We start from the raw sequence: 14,964 nt of genomic DNA on the forward strand, positions 1-14,964 counted from the left end.
GGGAGTCCGCTAACAGCCCGCCTCCGCCCAGTTCGCAAACTTATTCCCCATCATCCACCACAGAACAGCACTCCCACGGCACCCACTCGGCCAGCCATACTTCATTACCGGCGTAATAAAAAGGAATTCCCGCCTGGGCCGCTTGCACCGTATCAATCTTAAGCATCACCAGCTCTCCCCTGCGGCTCCCGGCCAATGCGGCAAAATGGGTACCCTCCGACAGGTGGACATACTGTCTTCCCACCGGGTCCAGCCCTTCCGCGATAATAAAAGGCAAGGCCTGTCTGTTTGTTCCGTGATACAGCACCGCGGGCGGGTTGCCCGGCGCGTATTCTATTTTGCTGTAACTGTGGCCGTATCTGGCCTTAATGCGCCCGCCATCAATTTCAAAGCGCTGTTTGTCCGAATTGCGGACCACTCTTTCTATGTCGGTAAGCTTTACATGCGACCATCCCGGCAGTGCCTGAACGGCCTTCAGCAGACTGGCTACCGTACACGAGCCGTCTTCCTCAAGCGATAACCCCGCTTCCTCCGGTTTGTGCCGGAGCATCTTGGTCATCACTTTGCTCAGCTTGATATCGGCTGTCTGTTTATTCATCCGTATCACTTCCTCTAAATTATGAAGCGGGTCAACGCTCCCCTTCGCCCAGCTTGGCGAACAGGGCGGCCATCCGCTCCAGCTCGTCGTGTGTCAGCGGAGACAAATACTGCTCCAGCAGCCGTTTAGAACGTCGCTGCCCTTCCTCACGGACCTTCTGCCCTTTGTCCGTCACGCTGACTACGACGGCTCTCCGGTCGCTTTCATCCTGCTCCCGGGTGATCAGCCCCATCTGCTCCAGCCGGTCCAGCATGACCGTGATCGCACTGGGTTTGACCTCCATCTTCTCCGCAAGCTGCACAACGCGGGATTTCCCCTCGAAACCTACCATATTGAGAAGAGCAAATTGCGGGAATGTCAGCCCCATCTCCTGATGCAGGGCCATTCCCGTTACAATTTTACGCTGCATTTTCCATAATCCGTGTCCGATCTGCTCCACCAGCGGATCCGGTTGCTCTGCCATTTCGTCCATGCCTCCGGTCTGATTCGTTCTGTTCTAAGAGTACCATTTTGCACGCCGGTTATTCAATGAACATTACATCGCATTCAAATATTTCCCAATTATTATCCTTTCGTAATTTGTCTGATGTTTTTCGTAACTTTCACGAAAACAGTCACACAAAATACATCAAACACGGCTTATATGTCGTTTAGGCCTTGCAGTATAATCCTAGCAGACCGGTCAAGCACTCCGGTCAGACTTCAGTAAAGTTGGTGAACTTCCCTTATGAAACTGGCAACAAAATTAACCTGGATGATGCTGGCTGTGCTCCTGCTCGTCGGCTCCTCCATCGGCTATTTCGGCTACCGCGCCGCCTATAGACAGGTCGACGAAGCGGCTGGAATCGAGCTCGTCGGCTGTGCAAACATTACAACCGGCCTTGTCGACCCCGCGTTAATTACCGCGCTTGCGTCCGGCGATACCTCTAAACGAAAAGAGGTCGAGGACCGGATCGGCTGGATTGTTGAACACAAGCCGATCTTTAAAGAGGCGTTTATTTTGTCGATGGACGGCAAAATTCTGGCCGCGGATGCTTCCCTGCAGAAGCGGGGGTATACCGCCGGGCAGGATTTTTACTTCAGCGAGCAGGATAAAAAAATGATTGTGGAGCACAAACACTCCGCCTATTCCAAAGTGTATACATATGACGGCGTCTCTCTGAAGACCGGATACGGTCCGATCTACCAGGACCATGACCCGAGCAAACCGATTATCGCGCTGATGGCGATCAACTTCGACGGTCCGCTGATCAAGGAACGTACACAGGATATTATCCTTCGTCCATTCATGATCGGCGCCATTATTTTGGGTATCGCCATTCTGGCGGCTTACCTCATGATCCGGCGGATGGTCAGCCCGCTGTCGAAGCTGTCCGTCTCCGTCAACCGGGTGGCTCACGGTGATTTGTCGCATGAGCCGGTTGTCCTCCGCGGGCGGGACGAAATCGGCAGGCTGGCGGAAGATTTTAACGAAATGACCCGAAATCTGCACCGCCTCATTACCGAAGTAAACGAAACGTCCATGCAGGTCGCCTCTTCGTCCGAGCAGTTATCGGCGAGCGCAGGCGCAACCAATCAGGTCGGGGAGCATACTGTCGGCATTACGATGGAGCTGGCCGAAGGGGCCCAGCGCCAACTGCACAAGCTGGAGGACGGCTACAGCTCCGTGCACAGCATGTCGGAATCCATTGCGCATATCTCCGAGACCGCCGGACAGGCCTTCGAATACGCGGAGCATAACGCGGAACAGGCACGGGCCGGCAGGAATGCGGTGGAAACCGCAGCCGCACAGCTTCGGACCATGCAGGCAACTACGGCCGATCTGGCGGAGCGGATTACCGAGCTGTCCGGACACTCCCGTGAGATTGAAGGTATGGTGGAGATGATCTCCGGCATCGCCGAGGAGACGCATTTGCTGTCGCTTAACGCGGCGATTGAAGCGGCCCGGGCGGGTGAAGAAGGCCGGGGTTTTGCCGTCGTCGCCGAGTCGGTGCGGAAGCTGGCGGAGCGTTCGGCAGGCTCTGCCGCGCAGATCCGCGAGCGTGTTAGCTTGATTGTCGGTCAGATGGAGGCGGCATCAGAGCTGATGGCACAGTCCGCCAAAGAAACGGAGCAGGGAGCGGAAAAGGTGGCCGACGCCAGACAGTCGTTCTCTGAAATCGAGAATTCCGTATCCGGTATGGCGGATCAAAGCCGCCGGATTTCCGAGACGGTCCGCCGCTTGTCCGAATCATCCGACCGTTTGGTTGAAGCGCTGCATGAGATTGTAGCTTTTGCGAACAAGACGGCGGAGGGAGCGGAAAACATGTCGGCTTCATCGCAGGAGCAGCTGGCCGCCATGCAGGAAATTGAGGCCTCCGCTACGTTCCTCTCCTCGCTGGCTGGCAATCTCCAGACCTTAATTGAACGGTTCAAGGTGTAGCTCTACAGTCAAGGATGAACCATCTGAACAGATCAATCCTTGGCGGAACATAAGCAAAGCCAACTTAGATAGCAGCTTTGCCAACTTTAAGCTCAGCAATGTCTGCATTGTCAACATAGCCGTCAGCAAAATTAAGAAGCGCCTTCCTCCATTGGAGAGATGGCGCTTCTTGTTCCTTTAAGGATGCGGTTTCCCCTGCTTCTGCAGCACTGTCTAAGGGCGGGACAGGTTTACCCGTTCCCGGGTCCGTGCTGAATGCAGGCAGGCTTCGATCAGCATCATATTCAGCACGGCGTCCGCCGGCACATAACGGGGTTTGCCGCCAAACACCGCCTCCGCAAAATCATCGGCCTGCCGGGTATACGGATTGGCTCCCTCCGCATCCACCTCGCGGATGCCGTCTTTGGTATGAACGGTAAATGCCGCGTCGTCGCTGCCGTTAAACGGCCGCGGAACTTCAATCCGGCCTTCCGTTCCGATGATATCCAGCACCTGTCTGCCAAACGCCCACATGCCGCATTCAAAAATCAGCGATTTCCCGCCGGAAAATTCCACCATCCCTGACGCCATCATGTCGACATTGTCGTGCTCCGGCGAGAACAACGCATGTGCCGTCACGGCTTCCGGCTCCTCCCCGAACAACAGCCGGGCCGCGCTGAGAGGATAACAGCCGATATCGTACAGCGACCCGCCGCCCCAAGCCGAAACAAAGCGGATATTGCCTGTGTCGGCGGCCGCATTGTATGTAAACGCTCCCCGGATAACCCGGACTTCACCGATCACTCCCCCGTCGATCAACTCTTTCAGCTGAAGAATACGCGGATGGTGCCTGTACATAAACGCTTCGGCCAAATGCACGCCTGCTTTTGTGCAGGCTTCAACCATCTCCGCTGCTTCACGGGCATCAAGCGCCAGCGGCTTCTCGCACAGCACATGTTTGCCCGCTGCAGCCGCCCGGATCACCCATTCGCGGTGCAGGTGGTTCGGCAGCGGAATGTAAACCGCATCCACCCCGGGATCGGCCAGCAGCTCCTCATAGCTGCCGTAAACGCGGCTTATGCCAAACGCCTCGGCGGTCTCCTTCGCCTTGTCCAGCCCCCGGCTGGCAATCGCCGTCAGAATGCCGGTCTTGGAGTCCCGTATCGCCGGCATCACCGAGTTGACGGCGATCCCGGCACAGCCCATAATTCCCCAACGCAGCTTCCGATTCATCCGTTTCCACCTCTTTTTCTAAGATAAGGTTAGGTTGTACCCGTTCATTATGCCACACACCGGGCAGCGGTCAAAGGCCGGATTGCTTAGACGAGCCGCTGGATCACCACCGCAAGCACCAGCACGCCGATCCGGGCCAGATTGAGCAGGACAAAGTTATTGACCGCCAGCACAAACGTCACCGCTTTGATCGGGTTTAGAATAAACACCCCGATATTCCGGCGCAGCGGAATCAGCGTCAGCAGCACCGGCAGCACGAGCAGCGGGTGAACGCCAAGCCACATCAATACAACGAGGTCGAGATAAGACACATAATACAGCCAGCGGAACAGCAGCAGAGCCGGACCCGTTCCGATATAAACGGGCAGCGTGTAACGCTTATTTTCCACGTCGTCTTCCACGTCGCAGATGTTGTTGGCCAGCATAATGTTGGAAATGCCGCAAATGGCCGGCACGGAGAACAGAAACAGATAAATTACCTCGGCCAGCTGAATGTCCAGCCGCACCCAGGCACCGTCAAAGGTAAGCGCGACCAGTGAGCTGCCCGCATGAATATAGGCCGATACGAAAATAATAACAAATCCCATAAACAAACCCGAAAACAGCTCGCCAAGCGGCATACGGGAGATGGGGATGGGTCCGAAGGAATACAGGATGCCGATCAGGAACGACAATCCGCCCAGCAAAAAGACCATAAGGCCCGTGTTCGCCACAAGCAGCAGCCCGCCGGCAGCGGCAAGTCCAAGCAGGGTGCAGATCGTTAAGACAACCGTGCGCTCTTTCAAGCCGCGGCTGACGATGGGATTGTGGGTTTCATAGCCGTAGCCATGGGTTTTCATCGCTTTTTTAAAGTCATAATAGTTATTGATGGCGGTTGTCGCCATGTCGAAGCTGAGCAGCGAAACCAGCATCAGCACGGCATGCAGCGGGTAAAACGTGTCAAACCGGTAAAGCGCATAAAGTGTGCCCATGATATAAGGAATCATACTGGCAACTTTAGTGCGGATTTCAACCAATTCCAAAAAGCTTTTTACATTCATGCAAGGCACATCCCTCATTTTGATCATTCAACATTATACATGAAATCCCCGGCAGGGAGGTGAACCAACGCCGCCTGGTTTGGCACGGGACTGTTATAATAAAATTGCAGTTTCTCTTTCTCCCGCCTGATGCGGTATCAGCAGCCTTCAAAACAGCCGATATAATAAGAGACAGATTACTTCAGCAGAAAGGATTGAAGCTTATGAATACGTTTACTTCCTCTGAGCTGGCGGGTACAGCCGTATTTGCGCTGGTGCTTGCGGTAATTGCCTTTATCATCATCCGCCGGATGCCCGGGATGGGAGAAAATATAACGAACCTACGCAAACGGACGCTTGTCTGGACGCAGGTGTCACTGGTCCTGACTGTGCTGCAGCTTAATTTTAAAGCCGGCGATTGGCGGTTCGGCATTATTCTCGGACTGATTGTGCTGTTCACAGGCGCCTTGTGGCTGGCCGCCAGACACTACGACCTCCGCCGCCCCGGCCCGGACGCTTGAAACTTCGGGCGAAAGACAGCTCTGAGACGCTTCGTTATGCCGTTTCGGCGATCAATAGGCCACAAACAGACGGCTAATAATAGTTGGCCCCGGTCACAATCCCATACACAGAGCAGTGAAGGCCCCCTTTCGGGGTCTTCTTTTTTTCGGCAAGTCCGGCGGAAATCATGAACAAATTGTTGCGGAAGGATGCCGCTCTTGGCCCGGGCGCACACTAAAGCGGACTAGGCGAAGCCCGAAGGGAGAACCGACATGGACAAAAAATTAAACCTGCTGATGTTCAGCGGCGAATACGACAAAGCGATGGCTGGCCTGATTCTTGCCAATACGGCAAAGGATATCGGGGCTGAGGTAACGATGTTTTTTGCCTTCTGGGGACTCTTTCTGATTCGTGACCCTGAAAAAATGACGCTGGAGGACAAAACGGTCTACGAGAAGCTGATGGATGTAGTTACACCAAAAGGGCCCGCGCACCTTCCGCTGTCGCGGATGAATTTCAGCGGCCTGGGACGAATGATGCTGGAGGAAATGATGGAGGAGCAGGGTGCACCCAAGCTGATTCACTTTTTGAAGGGGGCCCGCAAAAAAAATATCCGCTTCTGCGCCTGCAAGCTGTCCGTGGAAATTATGGGCTTTAAGCCCGAGGAGTTTCTGCCCGAGGTGGAAATTATCGATGCCGCCGCTTATCTGGACGATGCACTGAGCAGCGACATGCAGCTGTTTATTTAGTAGACATCCGGTCCACCTTTAAAATGCAACTCATGGCAGCCATGGGCGTTAACCCATTTCCCGCAGCGGGCATATACTGAACCCAGGAATCCGGCCGATTTCGCAAAACCGCTTCAGCATTGGAGGGACGCCTGTGCTTACCCGCACCGCTGCGGATACCGGTATGTATACGCCCAGTTTGCCGTCCGAGGCCCATTTTCTCGGAATCCGGAATCATACCATCGGCATAAACTGCCAGATTGATACGCCATATGGCCAAAAGACGCTGCTATACGCCGACTGGGCCGCCAGCGGCCGTCTGTACCGGCCCATCGAATATACGCTGCAGGAAAAATTCGGCCCGCTTGTGGGCAACCCGCACACGGAGGCCAGCACAACCGGGCTTACCATGACGCGCGCCTATCACGAAGCCAAACAAATCATTAAACGGCATGTTAACGCGGCGCTGTACGATGCCTTGATTTTTGCAGGCAACGGAACAACGGGAGCTGTGAACAAGCTCCGGCGCATCCTGGGGCTGCCTGCGGACGGGCAATCGGCCCGAATGCTCGGCGAAGCGGACCGGCCTGTTATTTTTGTCAGCCATATGGAGCATCACTCCAACCAGCTCCCATGGGTGGAGACGGGGGCTGAGATAGTCACCGTCCCCGCCGGCCCGGAGGGCAGCCCCGATCCAGCCGGGCTGGAACAGCTGCTGGGCCTATACCGCACGCGCCGCTGGAAGATCGGAACCTTCACCGCCTGCTCCAATGTGACGGGCATCGAGTCGCCTTACCACCGGCTGGCGGCGGCCATGCACCGGGCTGGCGGGATCTGTTTTGTGGACTTTGCCGCCAGCGCGCCTTACACGGCTATCAACATGCACCCGGAGCGGCCGGAGGAGAAGCTGGACGCCATTTTCTTTTCGCCGCATAAGTTTTTGGGCGGTCCGGGAGCTGGAGGCGTGCTTGTCTTTGACAGCCGGCTATATGCAAAAAATGAGCCGGATGAGCCGGGCGGCGGAACGGTCGTCTGGACCAATCCGTGGGGCGGCCGCAGCTATATTCCGGATGTGGAAGTCCGGGAGGACGGCGGAACGCCGGGTTTCATGCAGGCTTTTCGTACGGCGTTGTGTGTGAAGCTTAAAGAACAGATGGGCGCCCGGGCGCTGCAGGAACGGGAGCGGCAGCTGACGTCAAAGCTGCTGGAAGGCTTAAGTCAACTGCCAGGCATTACGGTGCTGGAGGGGCGGCATAAACGCCGCCTTGGCATTGTCTCATTCACCGTGCACACGATCCATTACAACCTGATGGTCCGCCTGCTGAACGACCGGTTCGGCATTCAGGCGCGCGGAGGATGCTCCTGTGCCGGCCCGTACGGCCACCATCTGCTGGGCATTTCCCCGGTGCAGTCATCGGTCATTGCCTCCCAGCTGAGCGCGGGCAACCCGTCGCTTAAGCCGGGCTGGGTCCGCTTCTCCATTCATCCGATGATGACGGCGGCCGAAGTGGACACCCTGGTTTCCGCCACGGCAGCCATCCTCCGCAACGGTACGGAATGGACCGCCGATTACCAGTACGACCCGCTCAGCAACAGCTGGGTACACCGGGCGGAAAATCCCGGCAAGACCAAAGCGATCGAGGACATGTTCCAGCTCTGACCCTCCAACGTATTCCAGCCGCCGGGCCTAGGACCCAAACATAAACAATACACCCCAAATCAAGCTTTGCTCTGGCTGGGCCAGCTTTGCATAGACCCTCCATGAAGTGTGCCAAGTATATTACGAAAAAAGGGCTGTCCCCCGTCACACTGCGACTTATGGGACAGCCCCGCTTTCATGCTTCCCGGTATATCAACCGGAAAACATTATATTACACGATAACTGGATGGCCGGGGCCGGTATTGAGCGGCCATAAAAAAAACGTCCGGCTGCTATCCCAGCTCGATGTCGGCTGCCTCCGCGTTGGAGATCACCTGCTCCACATTTTTGCAGCCCGGAATAACTGTGGTTACGGCGGAATGCTTCAGACACCAGGCCAGCGCCCACTGCGCCATGTTCATCCCTTCCGGAACTTCGCTTGCGGCAATCTCCGCCGCTTCCCGCAGCTGCCGTGCCCGCGCTTCTTCGCTGTGGCTCGCCCGGACGTCGCCTTCGCGGAACTCCGTGCCAGGCTTATATTTGCCGCTCAGATAACCGCTTGCCAGCGGAACACGCGCCAATACGCCCAGCCGATGCTCCTCGCACAGCGGGAAAATCCGTTCTTCCGGCCCGCGTTCCAGCCGGTTGTATACGACCTGGATCGCTTCCGCCCCTACCTCCGGCGCCGACGAGGTCTGATGCACGCCGCTGTTCGCCGCGCTGATGGAGATACCAAGGTGGCGGATTTTGCCCGCCTGCTTCTGCTTGTCCAGCATGGTCCACAGCTTGTCGTTGTCGAACTGCTCGTCCGTTCCCGAATGGAACTGATACAAATCGACATAGTCGGTATGGAGCGCCCGCAGCGAAGCATCCAGCTGCCCCAGCACCTCGTCCGCACCCCATACCTGATCCCGCTGCAGGTGTCCGTTAAAATGGTGGCCGAACTTGGTCGCCACAATCCAATCCTCCCGCTTGCGCCGGGAAAGATAGCCGCCGATCAGCTTCTCCGACAGATGGTCGCCGTAACATTCGGCCGTGTCGATCAGGTTGATGCCCAATTCCCCCGCTTTGTCGAGCATGGCATCCACTTCAGCCTGCGTAAAATCTTTTCCCCATTCTCCGCCGAACTGCCAGGTGCCCACGCCGACAACCGAAACGTTCATTTCCGTGCTTCCCAGCTTGCGGTATTTCACCTGCCGCACCTCTTTCGTCATAAGAATGAATTCACTTTCTCATCATACTCCGCCAAAAGATGGCTTTCCACCCCCGGCAGTTACCGGCTTCTTGTCTACTGGACAAGCGGGTGCCAGCACCCGGCAGCTTACAGCTTCTTCCTGTCTTAACGGCCGCCCGCGGCTCTGGCAAACCTGGCCTCAATGGCGCGAACGCCCCAGAGGGACAGCCCGATGAACAACACCACATACAGCACTTCAGCCGGGTTCCGGATAAAACGTTCCAGGTCGTTGCCAATATAAGAAACGGCAAACACCATAATTGCCTTGCCAGCCGCCACCGCAAGCAGGAATGACCGGAGCCGCATGCCGGCAAGCCCGGCCGCCAGATTGACAACTACAAACGGTCCAACCGGAAAAATACTGAGCAAAAACACATAGCTGAACCCGCTGTTTCGTACCCAGCGCATGCTTTTTGCCACCTTTGGCCGGGAAGCCCACTTCTGCAGCACCTCACGGGAAGCGATCTTGCGCACGATGCCGAAGGTCGCCAAGCAGCCCAAAATGAGCCCGATCCACGAATACAGAAAACCCAGCCAAAGTCCGTAGACCGCCGCATTTAACCCCACAATAACGATCGTCGGCAGCGGAGGCACAAACGACTTCATAAAGGTCAGCAGAATTCCGGGAAACGGCCCAAATGACCGGTATTTCTCCAGCATGAGACGGAGCTGGTCTTCGGTCAGCCATGACATAATATCCAGTGTATACATTACGCTTATATACTCCTCATCAGTAGACGTTATCACCCTGTCTATTATACATGATCGGCAACCGCACCCTCTCACCGATTCCTTGACGAAAACCGGGATTTTCCGGGTAATGAATCAAAATAAGGACGAAATCAAAATAAAGCTGTAATTCTCAAAAAAAGAGAGGATGAACGTTATGCACCCTTCCGAATGGATTCAACCCCGCACGTTCCGCTTCCCCGAAGCTCCGGGGCTTCCCGGCAATCCAGAGCTGCCCGCCCTGGTCTACCCGCGGGCCTTGTCCGGGCGGCCGAACGAAGCCTTGGAAGTCTTCGCCCGCAATGGGTGGCTGGGCGGCTGGACCGCCGGCGTTTATTCGTACCACCATTACCACAGCAATGCCCATGAGGCGCTGGCTGTAGTACAGGGAACTGCCGTGTTGCAGCTCGGCGGCGACAGCGGTCTGCGGCTGCCGGTCTCAGCGGGCGACGTTCTGGTATTGCCTGCCGGAACCGCTCATAAATGTATCTCCTCCGGTCCGGGTTTCGCCGTATCCGGTGCTTATCCGGACGGGATGGACTATAACCTGCGCACCGAAGACGATGCGGACCGGTTGCAGAGCATCCGCGCGGAAATCGCTAAGGTTCCCCTCCCGCTTCGCGATCCGCTCTATGGCGAAGACGGGCCGCTGCCGGTGTTGTGGGGCGGCGCGTATCCTGACAGAAACCGTTCCGGCATCGACCGCTAGTTCTCCGTTACTTTCCGGAGCATCAATCGTGCCGCTTTCTTTTCAAAGCAGTTTAATGTTGCACTGCCGCCGTTATGATACTATGGAACTAAGGAGCCCGGAACCAAACCTGCGTTTTTTTGCAGCATACCGGCCTGCATTTTTATTGTCAGGAGAACATTTTATGGTAAGCGCTGTTACCGTCTCCGGCGGACGTCTGTCCGTTCGGATTCCGCTGCGTGCGGAGGTGGATCATTGGACCCGCTGATTTCCTCTTATATCGTTGTCGTCGCTATTTCCGGCGTGCTGAATGTGCTGCTTGCGCTGTTTGCCATGAACCGGCGTACGGATTTTGCGGGCACCAACGCCTTTATCGTCATCGCCTTAGGCTCGGCGGTTTATACCTTCGGCTTCGCCCTGGAGTTGACCAGCAATACGCTTGAGGATATCTTTTTCTGGATTCGGGTCGAGTATTTGGGGATGCCGTTTATTTCACCGGCCAGCCTGCTGATGGTTATGCATTTTGTTGGACTGGACAAGCTGAGATCCTGGCGGTCAAAGGCAGCCCTTTACGCCATCCCCTGCCTGACCACGCTTATCGTATGGACAAATGACATTCACCATTGGTTTTACCGCTCAATTTATCTGAGGCCGGATGCGCCTTCCCCGCTTGCCGATATGGTTATGGGTCCCTGGTATGTCGTTCACGGCAGCTTCACGTTTGGCTGTCTGCTGGCTTCGCTTTGCCTGATGGTCTGGAAATGGAAAAAGACCATGCGGGTCTATTTACGCCAAATGGTGACCATTCTGATCGGCCTGCTGCTTCCGACCCTCGGCTCGCTGCTGTATTTACTGCATTTAACGCCCTACGGCATGGATCCCGTCCCGGTGATTATGAGCCTGACGGCCTCGCTGTATATTTGGGCGATTTTCTCCAGAGGCATGCTGACTGCGGCGCCTATTGCCCGGGAAAATCTGTTTGAAAGCATGCGCGACGGCGTGCTCGTGCTGAACAACCTGGGACGGCTGATCGACTATAACCATGCGGCAGCCGCCATGATGGACGGGCTTTCCCCCGCTTCGCTGGGACGTCCGCTGGCCGGGCTGCTTGCTCCCGCCGGACCCGCCGCCGCCGAATATGTGGAGCGGGCCGATCCGCTGCAGCAGGAAGAACGCGAATTGGAATGGACAACCGGCGGCATGACGCGTTACTACCAGATCCGGTCCTTCCCCGTCCGTAAACAGGACGGAGCTGTTGCCGGCCGGATGCTGATCCTGATCGACGCGACGGAACGCAAGCTGCTGGAGGACAGGCTGCGCCAGCTTGCAACGACGGACAGTCTGACCGGCATCTATAACCGCAGCCGGTTCATGGATCTGTCGGCAGAGCTGCTGCATGCAGCTGCGGCTGTACGGCCGGTGTCGTTTGTGCTGATGGACATCGACCATTTCAAAAACATCAACGACCGTTTCGGCCACAGCACCGGAGACGAGGCGCTGCGGCATGTCGTCGGCATCTGCAAACGGCATTTGCGGCCGGCCGATTTGTTCGGCCGCTACGGCGGTGAAGAATTTGTCTTCTGCCTCCCGGATACTCCGCCGGAAGAAGCGGCGCGGCTGTGCAACAGAATCCGGGAAGACATCGCCGCAAGCCCGCTGACAGCCCAGGGCGGCGAAATCCGCATCACCGCCAGCTTCGGCGCAGCCGCTTCAAACGGGATTCCAGGAGCCGACGATGCGCTGGAGACGATGCTGGAGACGCTTTTGACGGCAGCAGACCAGGCGCTTTATGCCTCCAAGCACGCGGGCCGCAATTGCGTCTATCTGGCCGGCGGCCGGAGACTTGCGGAATACACAGCCGCAGATTAAATACAAACAGCCCTTGGACCGGCATTATGCTGCGATTCAGGGGCTGTCTTGTGTTCTGTTACATCCCGTTCATAAAATAGCCAACACCTTCGATCAGATCCTGCGACAGCTCTTTAAGCTCCAAATCCTCGGCCAACAGCCGGAGAAACGTCTCCTTGTCACCGCCGCACCGTCCGCTTAGCACCGCCATCCGTTCCCAGGGATACAGCTCCTTCCGGAATTCTTCAGCCGTCATAGGCTCGCCATGGGATTCAATATATATTTCGGCTTCATAATCGTAAGCAAGCTTAAGCAGCCGCAGGAAGCTGTCCGCCGTATATCTGCGGGGTCCGCCGTAGACCGCAGGTCCCAGCGCGTCGCCAAGAAACAGCACCCGCTCTTCCTTGACGTAGAGGTAGCAGGAGTCGGAAGAATGGTCTCCGCCGACATGGCGCAGTTCGCAGGTGAGACCGCCCAGGTCAACGGTCATGGAGCCTTGAAACCGGATATCCGGCTCGGCCAGCCGAATCGGCGCGCCGTCCGTATATTCCAGGCGGATATGCTGGACGCTCTGATTACTGATGATTCCCCGTTCCACCAGCGCCGCCATGCCCGCTTCATTCCACTCCGTGTGCGCCAGATCGGATAATAAGCTGGCCGTTCCTTCATGGGCAATGGACGGCAGATTCCATTCGGCCATCCCGAAGGTATGATCCCAGTGCCAATGTGTCAGCGCCAAAAAATCCGGCTGCCGCAGCCCGCGCCGCTTAAGCTCGTCCCGGAACAATCCGGCGTGTTTCGCCGAATTGCCGGCGTCCATAAGCAGGGTGCGACGGCTGCCGGCAACCGCGGCCAGAACGGGCCGGTCCGATTCGTGTTCGGCATGCATAATGAGGATATTCGGCCGTATTGCTTCATAACGGTGTTCCAATGCTTTTTTCTCTCCTTATGCCTGGCTTATGCTCATCACAGCTCATGCTGACGGGCCGGCTGCGGCCAGGCTTGTTTGATCCCCGGAAGCCGGGGTAAATGATTAGCAGAACGATACTTCACCAAAAGGAGCTGACAACAATGGCAGACAACGGACTCAGCGACAAAATCAAAGGCGGCGTCAACAAAGTTAAAGGCGAAGTCAAAGACCAGGTGGGCAACGCCACGGACAACGCTTCGCTTCAAGCCGAAGGCAAAAAGGACAAGCTCAAGGGAGAAGTCCAGGAAGGCATCGGCAAGCTGAAGGATTGATTATTTTATTATAGCGGCTGCCCGCCTCCGGCGGCATCCCTGAAGCGTCAATAAACAGCAAAAAACCTCCGGGAACGGAGGTTTTTTTTCGTTCCGCGCCCATATACTTGGAAATGGCGTCTTTGCGGAGGCGCTTTTGTTTGCAGCCGGCCCTTTTCCGTTTATATAAGAGATAGACCAAGCAGAAGAGGAGGAGAGCGCGGATGATCCGAATCGGCCTGACCGGCTTCGGCGATCACGAAGAGCTGTACGGCAAAATCAAGCCTGCCGATCGTCTGCCGGCATACAGCAAGCACTTTTCCTTCGTAGAAATCGACAGCTCCTTTTATGCGGTCCAGCCCGTGCGAAACTTTGTGAAATGGGTCGGCCAGACGCCCGATGAATTCGGGTTTATCGTCAAGGCTTATCAGGGTATGACAAGCCATCTCCGGCGCAGCAAAAATTACTTCGACACAACAGAGGAAATGTTCGAAGCCTACCATACATCCATTGAACCCGTAGTTGACGCCGGCAAGTTGATTATGACGTTGTTTCAGTATCCGCCCTGGTTTGACTGCACCAAGGAAAATGTTGATATTTTGCGCGACACTAAGGAAAGAATGAAAGATGTTCCATGCGCCCTCGAGTTCCGGAATGCTTCATGGTACAGCCCGGAGTACCGGAACAAAACGCTGAAGTTCCTTACGGAAGAAGGCTGGATTCACACGGTAGCGGATGAGCCGCAAACCGCGACGGGTTCCATCCCCCTTGTAGCCGAAGCCACTTCGCCCGAGGCGACTTATGTCCGGCTGCATGGACGGAATACCCAGGGCTGGAATCAGAGCAGCCACCCGGATTGGCGCAAGCTCCGCTATCTTTACGATTACAGCACGGAGGAATTGACGGAATGGAGAGACCGGCTGCGGGAGCTGGAACAGGCATCCAGGCAGGTATTCGTCGTATTCAACAACAATTCGGCCGGCCACGCTACCGGCAATGCCAAAGAACTGCAGCGCCTGCTCGGCGGTGAAGACGGGGGCGTAAGCCCCCGCCAGCTTGAACTATTCGAATAAAACGGGCTAAAGGCGGAGGATGCCTGAACGCCATGTTACCAAAGGGGGCAGG

15 protein-coding genes are annotated in these 14,964 nt (G+C 56.3%); 8 read left to right on the top strand and 7 right to left on the bottom strand.

Annotated features, from left to right (window positions below; all coding sequences use genetic code 11):
* Window positions 1-40: 40 nt before the first annotated feature.
* Window positions 41-598 carry an RNA 2'-phosphotransferase gene (locus ACE6ED_RS20070; RefSeq protein ID WP_410829116.1) on the bottom strand — a complete coding sequence of 186 codons (558 nt, stop codon included), beginning with the start codon at window positions 596-598 and terminating at the stop codon, window positions 41-43.
* Between the two features lie 31 nt (window positions 599-629).
* A complete protein-coding gene (locus ACE6ED_RS20075; RefSeq protein ID WP_410829118.1) occupies window positions 630-1,061 on the bottom strand; it encodes a MarR family winged helix-turn-helix transcriptional regulator in 432 nt (143 codons plus the stop codon).
* Between the two features lie 264 nt (window positions 1,062-1,325).
* On the opposite strand from ACE6ED_RS20075, the gene ACE6ED_RS20080 reads away from it, so the two are divergent.
* The gene (locus ACE6ED_RS20080; protein WP_410829120.1) at window positions 1,326-3,020 is read left to right on the top strand and encodes a methyl-accepting chemotaxis protein; all 1,695 of its coding nucleotides are present in this window, start codon (window positions 1,326-1,328) and stop codon (window positions 3,018-3,020) included.
* 213 nt (window positions 3,021-3,233) lie between these two features.
* Here ACE6ED_RS20080 and ACE6ED_RS20085 read toward each other — a convergent pair whose 3' ends face one another.
* Entirely contained in the window at window positions 3,234-4,232 is a 999-nt protein-coding gene (locus ACE6ED_RS20085; protein ID WP_410829121.1) for a Gfo/Idh/MocA family protein, read from the bottom strand.
* An 86-nt stretch (window positions 4,233-4,318) separates the two neighbouring features.
* Window positions 4,319-5,272, bottom strand: coding sequence for a 1,4-dihydroxy-2-naphthoate polyprenyltransferase (locus tag ACE6ED_RS20090; protein ID WP_410829123.1), 954 nt, complete (start codon window positions 5,270-5,272; stop codon window positions 4,319-4,321).
* Between the two features lie 203 nt (window positions 5,273-5,475).
* On the opposite strand from ACE6ED_RS20090, the gene ACE6ED_RS20095 reads away from it, so the two are divergent.
* The 3 genes from ACE6ED_RS20095 to ACE6ED_RS20105 all read left to right on the top strand — a co-directional run bounded on the left by ACE6ED_RS20095 (window position 5,476) and on the right by ACE6ED_RS20105 (window position 8,140).
* Window positions 5,476-5,772, top strand: coding sequence for a hypothetical protein (locus ACE6ED_RS20095; protein ID WP_410829125.1), 297 nt, complete (start codon window positions 5,476-5,478; stop codon window positions 5,770-5,772).
* Between the two features lie 252 nt (window positions 5,773-6,024).
* A complete protein-coding gene (locus ACE6ED_RS20100) occupies window positions 6,025-6,501 on the top strand; it encodes a DsrE/DsrF/DrsH-like family protein (protein WP_410829126.1) in 477 nt (158 codons plus the stop codon).
* Between the two features lie 133 nt (window positions 6,502-6,634).
* Window positions 6,635-8,140, top strand: a complete 1,506-nt coding sequence (locus tag ACE6ED_RS20105) for an aminotransferase class V-fold PLP-dependent enzyme (protein ID WP_410829128.1) — start codon at window positions 6,635-6,637, stop codon at window positions 8,138-8,140.
* Between the two features lie 272 nt (window positions 8,141-8,412).
* On the opposite strand, the gene ACE6ED_RS20110 is transcribed toward ACE6ED_RS20105, so the two are convergent.
* Window positions 8,413-9,312 (bottom strand): aldo/keto reductase, encoded by a 900-nt coding sequence (locus ACE6ED_RS20110; RefSeq protein WP_410829192.1) that lies wholly within the window; start codon window positions 9,310-9,312, stop codon window positions 8,413-8,415.
* A gap of 146 nt (window positions 9,313-9,458) precedes the next feature.
* Window positions 9,459-10,064 (bottom strand): TVP38/TMEM64 family protein, encoded by a 606-nt coding sequence (locus tag ACE6ED_RS20115; RefSeq protein WP_410829130.1) that lies wholly within the window; start codon window positions 10,062-10,064, stop codon window positions 9,459-9,461.
* Window positions 10,065-10,239: 175 nt separating this feature from the next.
* Here ACE6ED_RS20115 and ACE6ED_RS20120 point away from each other — a divergent pair, with 175 nt between their 5' ends.
* Both ACE6ED_RS20120 and ACE6ED_RS20125 read left to right on the top strand, forming a co-directional pair.
* Window positions 10,240-10,791, top strand: coding sequence for a cupin domain-containing protein (locus ACE6ED_RS20120; RefSeq protein ID WP_410829132.1), 552 nt, complete (start codon window positions 10,240-10,242; stop codon window positions 10,789-10,791).
* 234 nt (window positions 10,792-11,025) lie between these two features.
* The gene (locus ACE6ED_RS20125; protein ID WP_410829133.1) at window positions 11,026-12,639 is read left to right on the top strand and encodes a histidine kinase N-terminal 7TM domain-containing diguanylate cyclase; all 1,614 of its coding nucleotides are present in this window, start codon (window positions 11,026-11,028) and stop codon (window positions 12,637-12,639) included.
* A gap of 58 nt (window positions 12,640-12,697) precedes the next feature.
* Here the strand turns inward: ACE6ED_RS20125 and ACE6ED_RS20130 are convergent, their stop codons facing one another.
* Window positions 12,698-13,549, bottom strand: coding sequence for an MBL fold metallo-hydrolase (locus ACE6ED_RS20130; protein ID WP_410829135.1), 852 nt, complete (start codon window positions 13,547-13,549; stop codon window positions 12,698-12,700).
* 140 nt (window positions 13,550-13,689) lie between these two features.
* Here ACE6ED_RS20130 and ACE6ED_RS20135 point away from each other — a divergent pair, with 140 nt between their 5' ends.
* Both ACE6ED_RS20135 and ACE6ED_RS20140 read left to right on the top strand, forming a co-directional pair.
* Window positions 13,690-13,860: a CsbD family protein gene (locus tag ACE6ED_RS20135; RefSeq protein WP_410829137.1), complete on the top strand. Its 171-nt coding sequence runs from the start codon at window positions 13,690-13,692 to the stop codon at window positions 13,858-13,860.
* 203 nt (window positions 13,861-14,063) lie between these two features.
* Window positions 14,064-14,912, top strand: a complete 849-nt coding sequence (locus tag ACE6ED_RS20140) for a DUF72 domain-containing protein (protein WP_410829139.1) — start codon at window positions 14,064-14,066, stop codon at window positions 14,910-14,912.
* Window positions 14,913-14,964 lie beyond the last annotated feature (52 nt).

Source organism: Paenibacillus nanchangensis (assembly GCF_046543445.1).
Classification (GTDB): domain Bacteria; phylum Bacillota; class Bacilli; order Paenibacillales; family Paenibacillaceae; genus Paenibacillus_AQ; species Paenibacillus_AQ nanchangensis.

Coding starts and splice junctions, on each gene's coding strand:
- ACE6ED_RS20070 (WP_410829116.1), bottom strand. CDS start 598: ATGAATAAACAGACAGCCGATATCAAGCTGAGCAAAGTGATGACCAAG.
- ACE6ED_RS20075 (WP_410829118.1), bottom strand. CDS start 1,061: ATGGCAGAGCAACCGGATCCGCTGGTGGAGCAGATCGGACACGGATTA.
- ACE6ED_RS20080 (WP_410829120.1), top strand. CDS start 1,326: ATGAAACTGGCAACAAAATTAACCTGGATGATGCTGGCTGTGCTCCTG.
- ACE6ED_RS20085 (WP_410829121.1), bottom strand. CDS start 4,232: ATGAATCGGAAGCTGCGTTGGGGAATTATGGGCTGTGCCGGGATCGCC.
- ACE6ED_RS20090 (WP_410829123.1), bottom strand. CDS start 5,272: ATGAATGTAAAAAGCTTTTTGGAATTGGTTGAAATCCGCACTAAAGTT.
- ACE6ED_RS20095 (WP_410829125.1), top strand. CDS start 5,476: ATGAATACGTTTACTTCCTCTGAGCTGGCGGGTACAGCCGTATTTGCG.
- ACE6ED_RS20100 (WP_410829126.1), top strand. CDS start 6,025: ATGGACAAAAAATTAAACCTGCTGATGTTCAGCGGCGAATACGACAAA.
- ACE6ED_RS20115 (WP_410829130.1), bottom strand. CDS start 10,064: ATGTATACACTGGATATTATGTCATGGCTGACCGAAGACCAGCTCCGT.
- ACE6ED_RS20120 (WP_410829132.1), top strand. CDS start 10,240: ATGCACCCTTCCGAATGGATTCAACCCCGCACGTTCCGCTTCCCCGAA.
- ACE6ED_RS20135 (WP_410829137.1), top strand. CDS start 13,690: ATGGCAGACAACGGACTCAGCGACAAAATCAAAGGCGGCGTCAACAAA.
- ACE6ED_RS20140 (WP_410829139.1), top strand. CDS start 14,064: ATGATCCGAATCGGCCTGACCGGCTTCGGCGATCACGAAGAGCTGTAC.